At 72.6% G+C, this 16,252-nt stretch carries 13 protein-coding genes; 3 read left to right on the top strand and 10 right to left on the bottom strand.

The window, feature by feature from the left end; all coding sequences use genetic code 11:
- Window positions 1-413: 413 nt before the first annotated feature.
- Window positions 414-629, top strand: coding sequence for a DUF6243 family protein (locus IE182_RS26795; protein WP_095583211.1), 216 nt, complete (start codon window positions 414-416; stop codon window positions 627-629).
- A gap of 313 nt (window positions 630-942) precedes the next feature.
- Here IE182_RS26795 and IE182_RS26790 read toward each other — a convergent pair whose 3' ends face one another.
- The gene (locus IE182_RS26790; RefSeq protein ID WP_190112518.1) at window positions 943-1,929 is read right to left on the bottom strand and encodes a DMT family transporter; all 987 of its coding nucleotides are present in this window, start codon (window positions 1,927-1,929) and stop codon (window positions 943-945) included.
- A gap of 66 nt (window positions 1,930-1,995) precedes the next feature.
- Here IE182_RS26790 and IE182_RS26785 point away from each other — a divergent pair, with 66 nt between their 5' ends.
- The gene (locus IE182_RS26785) at window positions 1,996-2,832 is read left to right on the top strand and encodes an AraC family transcriptional regulator (RefSeq protein WP_190112517.1); all 837 of its coding nucleotides are present in this window, start codon (window positions 1,996-1,998) and stop codon (window positions 2,830-2,832) included.
- A 98-nt stretch (window positions 2,833-2,930) separates the two neighbouring features.
- On the opposite strand, the gene IE182_RS26780 is transcribed toward IE182_RS26785, so the two are convergent.
- Window positions 2,931-4,310, bottom strand: a complete 1,380-nt coding sequence (locus IE182_RS26780) for an FAD-binding oxidoreductase (RefSeq protein WP_190112516.1) — start codon at window positions 4,308-4,310, stop codon at window positions 2,931-2,933.
- 43 nt (window positions 4,311-4,353) lie between these two features.
- The gene (locus IE182_RS26775; RefSeq protein WP_229845133.1) at window positions 4,354-5,331 is read right to left on the bottom strand and encodes an antibiotic biosynthesis monooxygenase; all 978 of its coding nucleotides are present in this window, start codon (window positions 5,329-5,331) and stop codon (window positions 4,354-4,356) included.
- A 74-nt stretch (window positions 5,332-5,405) separates the two neighbouring features.
- Between IE182_RS26775 and IE182_RS26770 the strand changes: the two genes are divergently transcribed.
- Window positions 5,406-5,972, top strand: coding sequence for a nucleoside deaminase (locus IE182_RS26770; RefSeq protein WP_190112527.1), 567 nt, complete (start codon window positions 5,406-5,408; stop codon window positions 5,970-5,972).
- A gap of 30 nt (window positions 5,973-6,002) precedes the next feature.
- Here IE182_RS26770 and IE182_RS26765 read toward each other — a convergent pair whose 3' ends face one another.
- The 7 genes from IE182_RS26765 to IE182_RS26735 form a co-directional block, all read right to left on the bottom strand.
- Window positions 6,003-8,873, bottom strand: coding sequence for an NHLP bacteriocin export ABC transporter permease/ATPase subunit (locus tag IE182_RS26765; protein ID WP_190112515.1), 2,871 nt, complete (start codon window positions 8,871-8,873; stop codon window positions 6,003-6,005).
- 1 nt (window position 8,874) lies between these two features.
- Entirely contained in the window at window positions 8,875-11,100 is a 2,226-nt protein-coding gene (locus tag IE182_RS26760) for an NHLP family bacteriocin export ABC transporter peptidase/permease/ATPase subunit (protein ID WP_268249640.1), read from the bottom strand.
- Window positions 11,097-11,903, bottom strand: coding sequence for an HlyD family efflux transporter periplasmic adaptor subunit (locus IE182_RS26755; protein ID WP_190112514.1), 807 nt, complete (start codon window positions 11,901-11,903; stop codon window positions 11,097-11,099). Before IE182_RS26755 ends, IE182_RS26760 begins: the two co-directional genes overlap by 4 nt.
- A gap of 130 nt (window positions 11,904-12,033) precedes the next feature.
- The gene (locus IE182_RS26750) at window positions 12,034-12,252 is read right to left on the bottom strand and encodes a hypothetical protein (RefSeq protein WP_190112513.1); all 219 of its coding nucleotides are present in this window, start codon (window positions 12,250-12,252) and stop codon (window positions 12,034-12,036) included.
- Window positions 12,253-12,689: 437 nt separating this feature from the next.
- Window positions 12,690-13,496 (bottom strand): MgtC/SapB family protein, encoded by an 807-nt coding sequence (locus IE182_RS26745; RefSeq protein WP_229845132.1) that lies wholly within the window; start codon window positions 13,494-13,496, stop codon window positions 12,690-12,692.
- Between the two features lie 33 nt (window positions 13,497-13,529).
- Entirely contained in the window at window positions 13,530-14,756 is a 1,227-nt protein-coding gene (locus IE182_RS26740; protein WP_190112512.1) for an XdhC family protein, read from the bottom strand.
- Window positions 14,757-14,765: 9 nt separating this feature from the next.
- The gene (locus tag IE182_RS26735; protein ID WP_190112511.1) at window positions 14,766-16,226 is read right to left on the bottom strand and encodes an NCS2 family permease; all 1,461 of its coding nucleotides are present in this window, start codon (window positions 16,224-16,226) and stop codon (window positions 14,766-14,768) included.
- Window positions 16,227-16,252 lie beyond the last annotated feature (26 nt).

Here is a 16,252-nt window from a genome sequence, read left to right as displayed (position 1 = left end):
TGATCCGCCAGTACTCCAGCGGCAGGCAGGACGGCACGGGCACGTTCACCCTGACCCGAGTCTGACGGCCCCCTCCCTCTGAGCGCGGCCCCGCACGTGAACCCCCGGCCTCCCGGTTCCGTGCGGGGCCTTCCGCGTCTCTCCCCGGGGCCCAGCCTTGGGGACACAGCAACCCCGAGTGATCACCGAGCGCCACTTGCGCTCTGCCTCCGTGCGGATAATTCCGGCGCCGGGGCGGCGAAAATCTTGGCGCGCGGAGCGGACGGAACCAGGTAACGTCTTTGTCATGTTCTTCCAGACCCCGATTTACGAGTGAGAGCGTGACGGGCCCCCGCTGACGTCCCTCGACGTCGCCGCGCCCGTCCCCCACCGATGAATCCGTAGATCACTTCACATCACCACCGGGAGAACCCGTGACCGACAGCAAGAACATCAACAACCCCGTGGGCCAGGGCGGCGGCCAGCGCAAGAAGCTGTCCCGCGCCGAACGGCAGAACAACGGTCCGCACCGCAACCTCGACCGCCAGGGCGCCGCCGCCCAGAAGGCGGAGCTGGTTCGCAAGATGCGCGAAAAGGCACGCGCAGCCGAGGCCGCCGGGCAGGCGAGCGACGACACCGCACAGAGCTGACGCACGGCCGCCACAGGGCGGCACCCCAGAGGGCAGGGCCCGGACCGCGACGCGCGGTCCGGGCCCTGCCGCCGTATCGGGGCTCCGCTGCCGTACCGGGCGCGGCCGGTCCCGCTCAGCGGGGTACGGGGATGCGCTGGTGGTGACGCTGCTGGTGCAGCTCGGGGTGGTGTGCACGAGCCTGTACTTCATCTTCAAGAAGCGCGACTGGCGGTAGGGGGCACGCCGGCACCTTTGCCGAGATCCACCCCGCAGCCCGCGCCGCCGAGGGCGACGCTCGGCCGGGAGAAGTTCGTCGTCCGAGCAGTCCCCGTCATGTATTCCTGGCCGGTGTGGCCTCCCGGACCGTCGGCTCGTCGGCCACGGGAGGCTGCGCCTTGGTGTCGGCCGAGCGCCAGGGCGGCTTGCCCTGTGTGACCGCGAGTACGGCGCCCAGCGCGAGCACCAGCGCCCCGGTGGCCTGGAGCCAGCCGAGGGACTCGCCCAGGAGAAGGGTGGCGCACAGTGTGTTGATGACGGGCACGTTGAACATCATGAGAGATGCCTTGGCCGGACCCACGGTCCCGACGCCCCGGTAGTACAGGAGGTTCGCCACGGCGGCGGGACCGATCGCCAGGAATACGGTGTTCAGCCAGACACTGGCCGGCAGGTCGCTCCACGCCACGTCGGCCACGTCGGGCGCTGCGAGGAAGCCGAGGAGCACGGCACCCGCGCAGGTCGCGTACGTGGTGGCTTTCAGCGGCTCGATGCCTGCGAGGACGCGCGGCCCCGCCAGGGTGTAGGACGCCCAGCACACCGCACTGAGGAGGAAGAGGGCGTCGCCCAGGAGCCGGGACGAGCCGCCGGCCCCGCTGCCGCCTGCTCCGATGAAGAAGATCCCCGCGCCGGTGAGCCCGAGGGCCAGGCCGGTGACGCGTGCCCAGGTCGCCTTCTCCTTGCCGGTCGTCAGAAGGAACGTGCTCGTGAGGACCGGACTCATGACCGGGATGAGGATGCCGGCGTCCAAGGACGGGGCGAGCGACAGGCCCCAGAAGAAGAAGCCGTTGTAGGCGAAGACGCCCAGCACACCGGCCCCCGCCGCCAGCCATCCGTTGCGGGCCGGTACGCGCTCCGTACGGCTGCCGGACATCGCTACGGCCAGCAGCAGGGCCAGCGCACCGCCGCCGAACCGCAGGAAGGCTCCCACGGAGTGCGGTACGTGCGCCACGACCGACTTGGAGCTGGCGAACGAGCTCCCCCAGAGCACCATCGTCACCATCAAGAGCGCATACGGATTGCTGAACCTGCTTGTCGTTCCCATACGCCGACCCTGCCCGACGGGCCCCCCTCCGTCTTGAACGCTCGTGCGCGCGGCCACCATAGGTGCATGCGGAACGGAGACGGCTGGGTGCGGTACTGGCGGGATGAAGCCCGTCCTCTGGAGGCCATGCACGCGCATTTCTTCCGTCACGTGTACGCGCCGCACAGCCACGACACCTACTCCTTCGGCATCACCGACCTGGGGGCGCAGACCTTCCGCTGCCGCGGGGCGCACCACACGAGCGGTGCCGGCATGGTGATGGCGTTCAATCCCGACGAGGTCCATGACGGCCAGGCCGCCGCAGAGCTGGGCTATCAGTACCGCATCGTGCACATCGGCCCGTCCGTGGTGCGGGAAACCCTCGGTGACGCGGCCGGCGACGGGACCGCAGGGGCGATGCCGCTGTTCGTACGCCCCGTGCTGACGGATCCCCTGCTGACGGGGGCGCTGGCCCGTCTGCACGGGGCGCTGGTCCGTGACGCCGGCGACCTGGCGCGGGAGGAGCACCTCACGGCCACGGTCCTCGCGCTCGCGGAGCGGGGCGCGACGCGGGCGCCGCGCACGAGGACGCTGGGGGGCGAGGCGCAGCGCCGGGCCGCCCGGCGGGCCCACGCCCTGTTGAACGACGCCTTCCTGGAACCGCTGTCGGCCGACGACCTGGCTGCGGCGGCCGGCTGCAGCCGCTACGCCCTGTACCGGGCCTTCCGCTCGGAGTTCGGTATGGCTGCGAGCGACTACCAGCGCCTTCTGAAGCTCCGTCGCGCACGGCAACTGCTGGCCCGCGGGCTTCCGCCGGCGGACGCCGCGACATCCACCGGTTTCTCCGATCAGGCCCACTTCAACCGGTGGTTCAAGCGTGCGTACGGCATCACCCCGGCGACGTACCAGCGCGCCGCTCACTGACCCCTTGAGCAGGCCGACTTCCGTGCCCTGGGCAAGTGCTTCGGCAGGGGCGCGACCGGCTCCGAGCGGGCGCGGCGTCCGCCGGGCGGCGCGCCGCTTCACGGCGTGAGGTAGGTGTGGAAGAGGTTCTCCGGGTCCCACCGCGCCTTGAGTTCCTGCAGACGGTCCCAGTCGGCGGGGGCGTACGAGCGCCGGGCGCCGGCTGCGTCTGCCTCCAGGTCGGCCTCGGCGACGTAGTGACCACCGCTTCCGGACGGGTCGGCCGCGGCCATGGCCTCCCGCAGCCACCGGGTGTTGGCCCCGTCCGCGGCCGGGTCGTCCCAGACCGCGTAGGCCACGAGGTAGGACTCGCCGAGCGGCGAGAAGACCATGTTCCGCAGCAGGGCCGGCTCCCCGGACACCGGCTGCACGGGGGCGAGCACGAGGGACTTGCCGGAGGGGGCGCGGGCGATCGCGTCGGCCGTCCGGGTCAGCAGGGTCTGGTAGGTCTCGTCCGACCACAGCGTGTCGGCCGCGTACCGGTGCTCCGGCGGCCACAGTGAACCGGCGCCCGCCTGGAGGGCGGCGAACGACGTCGGCTCGGGCTGCTGCCGGGTGACGGCGCTCGCGGCGAAGGAACAGGCGTGCACCGGGGCGAGCGCCGCGAGCGCTTCCTTGCGGGCCGGGCAGAACGCGGTGGCGGCGACCGTGATCCGCGGCCCCGCCGGGGCCGTCGCGGTGGGCTCGCCGGAGGCCCTCAGGACGAGGGCCGTCTCGACGCAGGGCGGCGATTCCCGCGCGGCCCCCACCGCCCAGCTCGTCACGGCCCCGGCCTCGGACAGCGGAAACGTCGCGCTCGTCGTCATGACCGAGGCCGGCTGGGGATGCAGGCCGAGCCGGAAGGCGGTGACGACGGCGAAGAAGCCGGGTCCCGCGCCGCGAGCGGCCCACAAGAGGTCGTCGTTCTCGGTCTCGGAGCAGGTCAGCGTCCGGCCGTCGGCGGTGACGGCCCGGATCCCCTGGACGTCGGCGCACGCCGGGCCCCATGCACGGGAGTTCCAGCCGAGTCCGCCGCTCAGCAGGTAGCCGCCCACCGCGACGGAGGGGCAGTGGCCCACCGGGAAGGCCAGTCCGTGCGGGGCGAGCGCCGCGACCAGGTCCTGACCGGTGGCCGCGGGCCCCACCACGGCCGTCGCCGTCGCGGGGTCGACGCGGCACCCCCCGAGCCGTGACAGGTCGATCAGCAGCCCTCCGTCCCGCAGCGCCGAACCGGACCAGTTGTGGCCGCCCGAGCGCACCGACACCCGCAACCCGTGCGAGCGCGCGTAGGCCAGGGCCTCCACGACGTCCTGCTCGCAGGCGGGCCGCACGACGGCGTCGGGGAATCGGTCCGGTGTGAGCGCGTTCCACACCGCGTCGGCTCTGGCGCCGTCGTAGTCGCGGTCACCGCGCCGGATCACTGCGTCCCCGAGGTCTCCCCCGGGCATGCGATCGGACATCGCGGCCTCCTCACTCGTCCGGTTGCGGCCGGCGGCGGACCGGTCAGCGCGTGATCAGCCCGAAGACCGCGACGAACAGCGCATAGCCGAGCACCACCACCGCCGCACCCGCCAGATGCACGCGGTGGCCGCGGGTGCGCCTGGGCACCAGCCAGAAGGCGAGCGCCCTGTTCACCAGGGGCATGAGCAGCCACGTCAGGATGCTGACGCTCAGCACGTTGGAGAAGAACAGGCCCAGGTATCCGGGAACACCCAGCTCGTCCAGCTCGGCTCCCACCGTCAGGTTCAGCACCATCACGGTGGGATAGAGGGCCAGGACCACGGACATGGCCTGCTTCCAGTTGGGCGGGGCGGCCCCCTGCGCACCCTCCTCGAAGCGGAACCAGCCGCTGAACGCCGAGCCGACCTTGCGCACGTCGTAGGAGGCGAAGTAGGCGCGGCCCTCCGCCAGCAGCTCCTTGCGGGCGTCGGACGCGAGCCAGTCGTCGAGGTGTTCGCGGGAATCGAACCGGAAGACGACGACCCATCGCTCCTGGACGCCCTCGACCGGCTTGAACAACTCGGACCCCATGAAGCCGGGCGACTTCTCCTGCGCCTTCAGGGCCTTCGCCTGCCAGCGCAGGAACCCCTGCTCCTGCCCGGGCTTCACGTCGTGGGAGATGACGGCCGTGACGACCTCCGGCACCTGCTCGGGCGGCGCCCCGCCGTGGAGCACCTCCTGCGTCGGGGGAGCCTCGAACAGCCCCTGCCCCTCGGCGAGCAGCTCCCGCCTCCGGGGCGAGTTGAGCCAGGCGGTGAGGTGGTCGATCCCGGAGAAACGGAAGACGGCGACCCATTCGTTCTCGTCGCCCGTCCGGGGCGGGTACACCTCGGCGCCCTCGAACCCCTCGAACTCGCGGGCCGCCTCGTTCGCCCGGGCCTGCCAGAGGTGGTAGTCGCCGAGGCGGTCTGCGCGCACCTTCTGCGAGGTCACGACGGTGGCGCGGTCGGCCCCGGGTCCGCGGCTTGCACGGGAACTCACCTCAGGTAGCCTATGACACAGAGAACTTATGGGGCAAATCGGGCAGAGATGCGCTACCGATCGGAGACTGCGTGATGGAACCCAAAGAGCTCATCACCGAAGCGGTACGACTCGCCACCGAGTCGGTCGAGAAGGGCTGGGGCGGCCCGTTCGGTGCGGTGATCAGCCGGAACGGCGACATCATCGCGCGTGGGCAGAACCGGGTCCTGCTGACCGGTGACCCCACGGCCCACGCCGAGGTCGAGACCATCCGCAAGGCCGTGGCCCACCTCAACCCCGAGGCGCCGTCGATCTCCGAGGAGCACCAGAACGAGAGCACCCTGGAGTACGTGCCCCGGCCCGACGGGTCGCCGGACCCGGTCCCCGAGCGGGCCCGGATGCTCCAGGGCTGCTCCATCTACATCAGCGGCGCTCCGTGCCCGATGTGCATGAGCGCCATCTACTGGGCGCGGATCGACGAGGTCTACTTCAGCTGCGATCTGGATGCCACGCGCCGGATCGGCTTCGACGACGCCTACCAGTACGAGGACTTCAAGAAGCCCCTGAGCGAGCGAAGGATCAAGATCGAACAGCTCCATCCCGAGATCGGCGCCCACGCCTACGACGCGTGGACGAACAAGCCGGACCGGCACCCGTACTGAGCCGCACCGGCACCCGTACGGCCCGGCCGCTCAGCCGAGCTGGCGGCGGACCAGCTCGTGGAAGGGGCCGTCCGTGTCGGCCAGCAGCTCGGCCGGCGGGCCCTGCTGGGCGATGCGGCCCTCCGCCATGACGACCACCCGGTCCGCGTCCATCACCGTGGACAGTCGGTGGGCGATGACGATGCGGGTGGCGCGCAGGGCGCGGGTGGACTCGATGACCACGCGCTGGGCCTCGTTGTCCAGCGCGCTGGTGGCCTCGTCCAGGAAGAGGACGCGCGGCTTGCGGATGAGGGCCTGGGCGATCATCAGCCGCTGGCGCTGGCCGCCGGAGACGGTGCCGCCGCCGTCGGACAGCATGGTGTGCAGGCCCATGGGCATCGCCTTGATGTCCTCGGCCAGGCCCGCCATCCGGGCCGCCTCCCACGCCTCCTCCGCCGAGTAGCTCTCCGCGCCGCAGATGCAGTCGAGGACGGAGCCGGAGAAGGGCTGGGCGTTCTGCAGGACGACGCCGCACTGGCGGCGCACGGCCGCCTGGTCGAGCGCCGCCAGGTCCTGGCCGTCGTACAGCACGCTGCCGGTCAGGGGCTTGTCGAAGCCGATGAGCAGGCGCAGCAGCGTCGACTTGCCGCAGCCGCTGGGCCCCACGATCGCGACGAACTCGCCCGGCCGTACCCGGAACGTCACGTCGTCGAGGACGAGCGGGCCGTCGTCGGTGTACCGGTAGGAGAGGTTCCTGGCCTCGACGGCGCCGCTCAGCGCGCCCGGCGGGGTGCTGGAGCCGCGCACCTCGGGGGTCGCCCGGAAGACCGGCCGGATCTGTTCGAACATCGGCTGCACGGCGGCGGCCGAGAGGAGCGCGCCGGTCAGCTGGGTGACCGAGGACAGCATCATCGTCACGGCGGTGCTGAAGGTGAGGAAGTCGGCGGCGGACAGGCTGCCGCGGGCCGGGCCGGCCAGCAGCATGAACATCACGAGGGTGCACAGCGGCAGGTAGACGGCGTTGAGGACCGTGACGGCGTTCGCGATGCGGCCGATGCGCTGCTGCAGCTCGCGGGTGCGGGCGAACTCCCGTGCCCAGGCGGCGTAGGCGAAGCTCTCGGCGGCCGCGACGCGCAGCTTGGGCAGCCCGCGCAGGGTCTGGAACGCCTGGTTGTTGAGCTTGTTGCCGAGCACGATCAGCTGCCGCTGGTAGCGCAGCTGCCACAGCCCCAGGCCCAGGAAGACCGCGGCGACGACGAGCAGCATGGCGACTGCCGCCAGCGCCAGCGGCACGCTGTAGACGAGCAGCAGCACGAGGTTCATCGTGCCGACGGTGCCTGCCTGGAGGACCACCGGGCCGATGCCGGACAGCACGCGGCGGACGGAGCTGATGCCCATGGCCGCGCTCGCCAGTTCGCCGGTGGAGCGGCCGGCGAAGAACGACACCGGCAGCCGCAGCAGCCGGTCCCACACGGCCGGCTGCAGGGTGGCCTCGATGCGGCCCTCCATCCGCAGGAGGGAGAGGTTCTGCAGCAGCATGAAGGCGGCCGAGACGACGCCGGTGGCGATGAGCGCGAGGGCGGTCTGCACGATGAGGCCGTTCTCGGCCTGGGGCACGTACCGGCCGAGGACCCGGCCGGTGGCGACGGGCACGAGCGCGCCCAGGCCGAGTGCGACCAGTCCGCCCAGGAGGATGCCGCGCAGGTCCTCGCCGGTGCCGCGCACGCTGAAGCGCAGCAGCGGCAGCAGGCCCGCTCTCCGGTCGGGCAGGGGGCGGTAGAACATGACGGCCCGCGGTGCGAAGGCGGCCTCGTTGGCCTTGCCGATGCGTTCGCGCGCGCCGGTGGCCGGGTCGACGGCCTCGTACCGGCCGCGCCGCCACAGCAGCGCGACCGGTGATTCGTCCGCCTCGCGCAGGCCCACCAGGGGCCCGCTGTTCTCCCGCCACCAGCGGCCGTCGAGCCGGACGGTGCGGGTGCGGATGCGCGAGGCGGTCGCGATGCGGTCGACGGGGTCGGTCCGGCCGGCGGTGGCGGTCGTCCCGCCGGGGTCCACGAGGGCGATGCCGGCCGCGGCGGCGACCAGCCGGCACGCGGCGAACGTCGCGTCGTCGCCCGCGCCGCGGTGGGGGCGGCGGCCGGAGCGGTCGATGGAGGCCAGCAGCGTCCGGTCCGCCTGGGTGCGGGCGGCCTCGCCGGCCGCGATGCCGGCCGCCGTGCGGTCCTCGTGGGCGCGCTCCAGCTGCTCGATCCAGTGGTCCAGGGCGTACAGCAGCCGGTACTGCTGGTCGATCATGCCCTGCCACATCGCCCCGTCGACGAGGAGCGCGGCGGACGCGTCCGCGCCGTAGCCCTCGTAGGCGGCGCCGTACTGGACGCTGCCCGGGGTGATCTGCATCCACAGGACGTCGTCGTCGGCCCCGGCCCGGCCGGGGCCTGCGGGGCTCTCCAGTGGGGCCTGGTAGAGCACGTGCAGGCCGCGGCCGACGCCGAGCGCGAAGGCGTTCTCCAGGGGGCTCAGCGCGCCGCCGGCGGCGCCGTACCATCCCTGGTCCCAGCCGCTCCCCCAGCCGTCGTGCACCGGGGCCCCGGGGCCGCCGTGCTCCGGGCGGAACAGCTCGCGCAGCTCGATGCGGCGCAGCCGGCAGCCGTGCAGCGGCCGGCCGAGCAGGGTGTGTTCGGGTCCCTCGGCCGGGCCCAGCAGCAGGGTGCCCGTCGCCAGGCGGCCCAGGAAGTGCCAGTGCCCCGCCTGCGCGGCGTCGACGGCGAACAGGTCCAGCTCGCCGTCCACGACGAGCCACAGCACGAGCGGGCCCTCCAGGGACAGGCTGCGCAGACCCGTGCAGTCGACGGCCGTGCCGAGGTGGCCGAGGGCCGCCACGACCGGGTCCGGGGCGAGGTGGGTCTGGTGAGGGGTCGTCACCTCAGTGCTCCTTGACCAGTTCGGCGTAGGCGCCCCGCGCGGCGAGCAGGTGCTCGTGCCGGCCGCGTTCGACGACCGTGCCCCGGTCGAGGACGACGATCTCGTCGCTGTCGCGGACGGTGCTCAGCCGGTGGGCGATGACCACGCAGGCGCAGCCGCGGCGCCGCAAATTGTCGATGACGATCTGCTCGGTGGCCGCGTCCAGGGCGCTGGTCACCTCGTCCAGGACCAGGACGCTGGGGCGGCGCACCAGCGCCCGGGCGATCTCCAGGCGCTGGCGCTGGCCGCCGGAGAAGTTGCGGCCGTCCTGCTCGACGTGGCTGTGGATGCCGCCGGGGCGACGGGCGACCACGTCGTACACGGCGGCGTCCTCCAGGGCGGCGACGACGGCCTCGTCGGGGACGGAGGGGTCCCACAGCGCGACGTTGTCGCGGACGGTGCCCTCGAAGAGGAAGACGTCCTGGTCGACGAAGGCGACGGAGGCGGCCAGTGCGCTGCGCGGGATGTCCTCCAGCCGCATTCCGTCGATGCGGATGGTGCCCTCCCAGGGGGCGTGGAGGCCGGATATCAGCCGGGAGACGGTGGACTTGCCGCTGCCGGAGCCGCCGACGAGCGCGACCTGCCGGCCGGGGCCGACCGAGAGCGAGAAGTCCTTCAGCAGCGGGGCGTCCAGCGGGCTGTAGCCGAAGGTGATGTTCTCCAGCTCCACGTGGCCCTTGAGGCGGCGGGTGCCGGCGGCGGGCTCGCGCCGCGCGGAGAGCGGGTCGACGGGGAAGTTCTCGACGTCCTTCAGGCGGGCGACGTCGGCGGCGAAGTCCTGGATCCGTCCCGCCACGCCGTTGAGGCGGGTGATGGGTGCGGTGAAGCCGGTCACCAGGGCCTGGAAGGCGACGAGCAGGCCGACCGAGAGGTGCCCCTCGACCGCCCGCAGGCCGCCGATCATCAGGATCAGGGCGCTGTTGAGCGCGGCCAGCGCGGGCGCGACGACCGCCAGCCACGCGCTGGGCACGCCGAGCCGCTGCTGCACGTCGAGGGTGACGGCGTGCTGGCCGGCCCAGCGCCGGAAGAAGCCGTTCTCGCCGCCGGTGGCCTTCATGGTCTCGATGAGCGTCAGGCCGCTGTAGGAGGTGTTGGTGAGCCGGGCGCTCTCGGCCCGCAGCTTCTGGGTGCCGGTGGCGCGTACGTGGACGACGATGCGCAGGGCCACGACGTTGAGCAGCGCGATGCCGATGCCGACGACGGTGAGCTGGGGGTCGTAGGTCCACAGCAGCACCGCGTAGAGGACCACGACCACCGCGTCCACGCCGGCGGCGGCGAGGTCCCTGGCCAGGGTCTCGGCGACGGCGTCGTTGGACTGCAGGCGCTGGACGAGGTCGGCGGGGTTGCGCTGGGAGAAGAAGGCGACCGGGAGCCGGAGCAGGTGGCGCAGGAAGCGGGCGCTGCCCAGGGTGGAGGAGATGATGCGCCCGCGCAGCAGGTTGGCCTGCTGCAGCGCGGTCAGGGCCGCCGTGAGCACGAGGGTCGCCGCCATCGACGCGAAGAGCACGCCCAGCAGGGACGTCTGCTCGCCGATGAGGAACATGTCGATGTACGTGCGGCTCAGGGCGGGCACCGCGGCGCCGACGAGGACCAGCAGGATGCTGGAGAGCACGGCGGCGAGCAGGGTGCCGGAGGTGCCGCGCAGCCGGGCCGGCAGGGCGTCCACGACGCCGGGCTTGCGGCCGGTGCGGCGGAAGCCCTCGCCGGGCTCGAAGGTGAGGACGACGCCGGTGAAGCTGGTGTCGAACTCGTCCATGGGGACGAACCGCCGGCCCTTGGCGGGGTCGTTGACGTGGACGCCCTTGCGGCCGAAGCGGCGGCCCATGCCGTCGTGGACGACGTAGTGGTTGAACTCCCAGAAGAGGATGGCCGGGGGCCGCACTCCGGCGAGCGCGGCCAGGTCCATCTGCATGCCCTTGGCCTGCAGGCCGTAACCGCGGGCGGCCTTGAGGAGGTTGCTGGCGCGGGAGCCGTCGCGGGAGACGCCGCAGGCGATGCGCAGCTCCTCCAGGGGGACGAAGCGGCCGTGGTGGCCGAGGACCATGGCGAGCGCGGCGGCGCCGCACTCGACGGCCTCCATCTGCAGCACGGTGGGGGTGCGGACGGCCTTCTGCCGGCGGACGTCGGGGGCGGGTGCGCGGCGCCGCGCACCGCCCCGGGGCTCGGGACGGCGTCGACGGGCGGTCACGGCAGCAGCCAGTCGACGGGGTGCTGCGCGGCGAGGTGGACGGCGCCGGTGACCGGTGTCGTGGAGTCGACGGGGTACGGGGGCCCGTCCGCGGAGGACCACCGGTAGCCGGACCGGGTCGCGGAGGAGCGCTCCAGCTGCACGAGCACCGCGACGGGGTTGCCCTGCCGCGCGAACTGCGCGGCGAGCCGGTTGTCCCCGAGGAAGCCGCCGATCTGCGCCGGGGTCTGGGGCGCGCGGCCGACCGCCGTGACGCGGCCGCGCAGCACGCCGAACCGCTGCTGGGGGACGGACTGGACGTTCAGGTCGACGGGGGCGCCCACCGGAATGGTCCCGCCGCTCCCGCCGGGCACGTAGAGCACGGCCACCAGCGGGTCGTCGGGGTTCTTCACCCGTTCCACGGTCGCCACGTCCGCGCCGGTGGTGACGACCGAGCCGATCTTGGCGACCAGGGTCGTCAGCCGCCCGCCGGCCACCACGCGCACGGCCCGGTCGCCCCGGTCCGTGCTGACCTGGAGCAGGGGTGCGCCCGGGGACAGCAGCTGGCCCTCCTTGGCGAGGACCGCGGTGACCTGTCCGGCGAACGGGCTCTGGAGCAGGTAACTGCCCTCGGCATGGGTGAGGATGCCCGGTGCGCTCAGTTTTGAGGACACGGATCCGATAAATGCCCAAAATGCCGCGACGGCCATGACGACGACCGTTACGGCCAGGACGAGCCGGCCTTGCGGGCGCGCGAAGCGCAGGGGCAGATCGAGCTCTTCGGGCGATTGCAGCTTGGAAAGCGCCTTCTGGCGGAACTGCACGAACTATTCCTTCGACTGCATTCGTGACACGGGTGCTGAATTGCGCGGAGAGCCCTTTAGGACATCACCGCGGGCAGCCATGCGCCCCGGAACGGGGGGCGTTCCGGGGCGCATGGACAACCGCTTCGACTCAGAGGCCGGCGACACCGGCGTGGACGCCGACGATGCCCTCGACCTGGCCGACGGTGGGACGGACGGCCTGGACCGTCTGCAGGGAGGTCACGGTGCCCAGCACGGTGTGGACGTCGCCGGTCACGGCGCCGAGGAGACCACCGGAGATGCTGACACCGCCGGAAACGGCGTCCAGCTCGGCGTCGGCGATCTCACGGGTCTCGATGTCGTTACGCATTATTTTGCGCACCCTTCATTCGTCTGGATTTTTTCAAAGGACGTGGGGCAGGCCGCGACAAAACGGTCCGACCACTCCCGCAGCGGCCCGGTCGAAATCGACCGCCGTTCGGAGAACCGCTGCGGTGCGCAGATGTAAGCACGCGAACAGGTGGCTGGGCCAACCGTGTTGCCGCCGACGGCGATGCGCTTTCCGCTTCCTTTACTGGATCATCACAACTTCTTCACAGGATCGAGTAACAGATCCAGGAGGCCCGCCGTCCTCGCAGAACATAAACGGACACACGCCCACCAAACGCTTGGGGCAATACCGGCATATCGAGGATCGGCGCAGGTGGATACCGCCGGTTACCCGCATCGTGTGAAGATTTACTGGAGCGACGCTCCGTCACGACACCCTCACGCCCCGTGCGTCACGGCACCGTCAGGCGGCCGCCCTCACCGCCCGGTGAACAGGTTCCGCACCCGCCGCCGGGCCCTGCGGGCGGCGCGGTAGTCCTCGTCCGGGGTCTCGTTGTCGTCGTCGTCCGGGCCGTGGAGGGCCGTCCAGCTGACGGCGGAGACGGCGGGCTCCAGCGAGAGGCGGCTGACGGCCTCCTCCAGGAGGCTGTCGTCCCGGCGTTCCGTGCTGAGTTCGGCCGAAACGATCACCTTGCCCGCCGTCTCCGCGTCGCGGCTGTCCACCGAACGCAGCCGGAAGCCGGGGCGGGTGACGGCCTGGACGACGAGGGTGCGCACGTGGGCCTCCGCGGGCTCGGTGCACACCACCTCGAAGTAGTAGTCGGTGGTCACCTCCGCGCCGCCGTGCGGGCCCCGGTCCAGGCCCCGGGCCAGGGGCCGGAGCAGGGTGTTGGCGCCGACCACGCCCACCGTGCCCAGGGCGGCGATCACGTACAGGCCGGTGCCGGCCAGGGCGCCGACGGCGGCCGAGCACCACAGGGTGGCGGCGGTGTTCAGGCCGCGCACGCTCAGTCCGTCGCGCATGATGACGCCCGCGCCGAGGAAACCGATGCCGGAGACGATCTGCGCGGCGACCCGTGAACCGTCGTACCCCGCCGAGCTGGTGGCGTCGGCGAAGCCGTAGGTCGACAGCAGGACGAAGAGGGCGGAGCCGGCGGCCACCAGGGCGTTGGTGCGCAGCCCCGCCATCCGGGCCCGCCACTGGCGCTCCAGCCCGATGATCGCGCCGAAGCCGAGGCCGGCCCCGATGTTGGCCGCCAGCTGCCACTCGTTCACCATCGCCATGCCCTCGTCCTCCTCGTGCCCGTCTCTCGTTCTCTATCGGCCCGTCACCGCCGGGTGCTGAACCGGCGGACGCACCGGTTCCACCCACCCTGCGCCGGCAGGCGGGAGGAGGGAGGCATTCAGGCCAGGCAGGGGACCGGGGGACGGGGGGCACCCGGCGGGGGCTCCTTGGGGGCCGGCCGCCTCGTCGTGGTGGATCGGTATGTCCCCGCCCGTCAGCGGCACCCCCGTTCCCCCGCGGCGCACCGCCACGATCTCGGCGGCGATCGACAGGGCCGTCTCCTCGGGCGTACGGGCGCCGAGGTCGAGGCCGATCGGGGAACGGAGGCGGGCCAGCTCCCCCTCCCCGACACCGGCGTCGCGCAGCAGCCGCAGCCGGGCCTCGTGCGTGCGGCGCGAACCCATCGCGCCGACGTACGCGACGGGCAGGGCCAGGGCCCGTTGCAGCAGCGGCACGTCGAACTTGGCGTCGTGGGTCAGCACGCACAGGACGGTGCGGGCGTCCAGGACCTGGGAGTCGAGGTAGCGGTGCGGCCAGTCCACGACGACCTCGTCGGCCTCCGGGAAGCGGGCCTTTGTGGCGAAGACGGGGCGCGCGTCGCACACGGTCACGTGGTAGCCGAGGAACGAGCCGGCGCGTACCAGCGCGGCCGCGAAGTCGATCGCGCCGAAGACGAGCATCCGCGGCGGCGGCACGCTGCATTCGACCAGCAGGCCCACCGCGTGGGCGGGGAGGTCGACGCAGGCCGTACGGCCGGCGTCCAGCAAGGTGCGGGCCGCGTCCCGCGCCGCGTCGTCCAGCGCGGGCGGGCCGCCCAGGGTGCCCTCGCCCGTACCGTCCGGGCGCACGAGCAGGGCGCGTCCCGGGGTTCCGGGCGGGCCCGTCACCACGCGGGCCAGCGCCACCGTCTCGCCGGACGCCGCCGCGGACAGGGCCGCGGCGGCCACCGGGCACACCGGCGTCACCAGGACGTCGATCTCCCCGCCGCACGTCAGCCCGACCGCGAACGCGTCGGCGTCGGAGTAGCCGAACCGTTCCAGCACCGGCTCGCCGCTCGCCAGCGCCGCACGGCACAGTTCGTGGACCGCGCCCTCCACGCAGCCGCCCGAGACCGAGCCGAGCGCCGTGCCGGCCGCGTCGACGGCCAGGGCCGCGCCCGGCTGCCGGGGCGCGCTGCCGCGGACGGCCACCACCGTGGCCACCGCGACGTCGCGCCCCTGTGTGCACCAGAGGTGCAGTTCCCCGGCGATGTCCAGCACGTCCGCCTCCTACTTGACGCCCAGCCAGTGCTCGATCGGATGCAGGGCGAAGTAGCCCGCGAAGACGACGCTCAGGACCCACATGAAGGCGCCGGGCTCGCGCCCCCTGCCCTGGGCCGCCTTGATGGCCGTGTAGGCGATGACGCCGCCGCCGACGCCGGCCGTGATGGAGTACGTGAACGGCATCAGCACCACCGTCAGGAAGACGGGGACGGCCACGGCGCGGTCGGTCCAGTCGATGTGCCGGGCGTGGCTGGTCATCATGGCGCCGATGACCACGAGGGCGGCCGCGGCGATCTCTCCGGGGACGATGCGGGTCAGCGGCGTGAAGAACAGACAGGCCGTGAAGAGCAGTCCGGTGACGACGGAGGACAGGCCGGTGCGGGCACCCTCGCCCACGCCCGTGGCGGACTCGACGAAGACCGTCTGACCGGACGCCCCGGCCACCCCGCCGATCGCCCCGCCCGCGCCGTCGACGAGCAGCGCCCGGCTCAGTCCCGGCATCCGGCCCTTGTCGTCGGCGAGGCCCGCCTCGGTGCCCACGCCGATGATCGTGGCCATGGCGTCGAAGAAGCCGGCCAGCACCAGAGTGAAGACGATCATGGAGACGGTGGCGCCGCCCACCGCGCCCCAGCCGCCGAACTCCACCTGCCCGAAGAGGGAGAAGTCGGGCAGGGAGACGGCGCTGCCCTTCAGGGCCGGGGGGCCGTTCTGCCAGGTGCGGGGGCCGAGGTCGCCGACGGCGTTGACGAGGACGGCCAGGGCCGTGCCCGCCACGATGCCGATGAGGATCGCGCCGGGCACCTCCCGCGCCTGCAACATGAAGATCAGCAGCAGGGTGACGCAGAACAGCAGCACGGGCCAGCCCGCCAGTTCGCCGGCCGGGCCCAGCGTGAGGGGCCCGCCGGACCGCGCGGCGTGCACGAAGCCGGCCTTGACCAGGCCGATGAGGGCGATGAACATCCCGATGCCCATGGTGATGGCGTGCTTGAGCGCCAGCGGGATGGCGTTCATGACGCGTTCGCGCAGTCCGGTGAGGACCAGCAGCATGATGACGACGCCGTACACCACGCACATGCCCATCGCCTGCGGCCAGGTCATGTGGGGCGCGACCTGGGTGGAGAGCACTCCGGAGACGCCGAGCCCGGCCGCAAGGGCGAGCGGGACGCGGCCGATCAGGCCCATGAGCAGGGTGCAGGCCGCCGCGGCGAAGGCGGTGGCGGTGATGAGCCCCTGCCGGTCGAGGGTGTGCCGCGCGACGTCGGGGCCGGAGAGGATCAGTGGGTTGAGCAGCAGGATGTAGCTCATCGCCATGAAGGTGGTGAGGCCGCCGCGCACTTCGCGTGCCAGGGTCGACCCCCGCTCGGTGATGAGGAAGTACCGGTCGAGCCGGGAGGGGCCGGCGGGCCGCCGCGGGCCCGCGCCCGCGTCCTGCGCCGCGGTCGTGGGCCGCGCTGATGCATGGGTCATGGTGCCTGCTCCAGACGTCGCGGGTG

The organism is Streptomyces cinnamoneus (assembly GCF_014650495.1).
Taxonomy (GTDB): Bacteria; Actinomycetota; Actinomycetes; order Streptomycetales; family Streptomycetaceae; genus Streptomyces; species Streptomyces cinnamoneus.
The sequence above is the reverse complement of the archived record's forward strand: the minus strand, read 5'-3'. Positions and strand labels throughout refer to the sequence as shown.

What these genes read in the sequence shown, in the direction of transcription:
- IE182_RS26790 (WP_190112518.1), bottom strand. Translation starts at nt 1,929, where the DNA reads ATGGGAACGACAAGCAGGTTCAGCAATCCGTATGCGCTCTTGATGGTG.
- IE182_RS26785 (WP_190112517.1), top strand. Translation starts at nt 1,996, where the DNA reads ATGCGGAACGGAGACGGCTGGGTGCGGTACTGGCGGGATGAAGCCCGT.
- IE182_RS26780 (WP_190112516.1), bottom strand. Translation starts at nt 4,310, where the DNA reads ATGTCCGATCGCATGCCCGGGGGAGACCTCGGGGACGCAGTGATCCGG.
- IE182_RS26770 (WP_190112527.1), top strand. Translation starts at nt 5,406, where the DNA reads ATGGAACCCAAAGAGCTCATCACCGAAGCGGTACGACTCGCCACCGAG.
- IE182_RS26750 (WP_190112513.1), bottom strand. Translation starts at nt 12,252, where the DNA reads ATGCGTAACGACATCGAGACCCGTGAGATCGCCGACGCCGAGCTGGAC.
- IE182_RS26745 (WP_229845132.1), bottom strand. Translation starts at nt 13,496, where the DNA reads ATGGCGATGGTGAACGAGTGGCAGCTGGCGGCCAACATCGGGGCCGGC.
- IE182_RS26735 (WP_190112511.1), bottom strand. Translation starts at nt 16,226, where the DNA reads ATGACCCATGCATCAGCGCGGCCCACGACCGCGGCGCAGGACGCGGGC.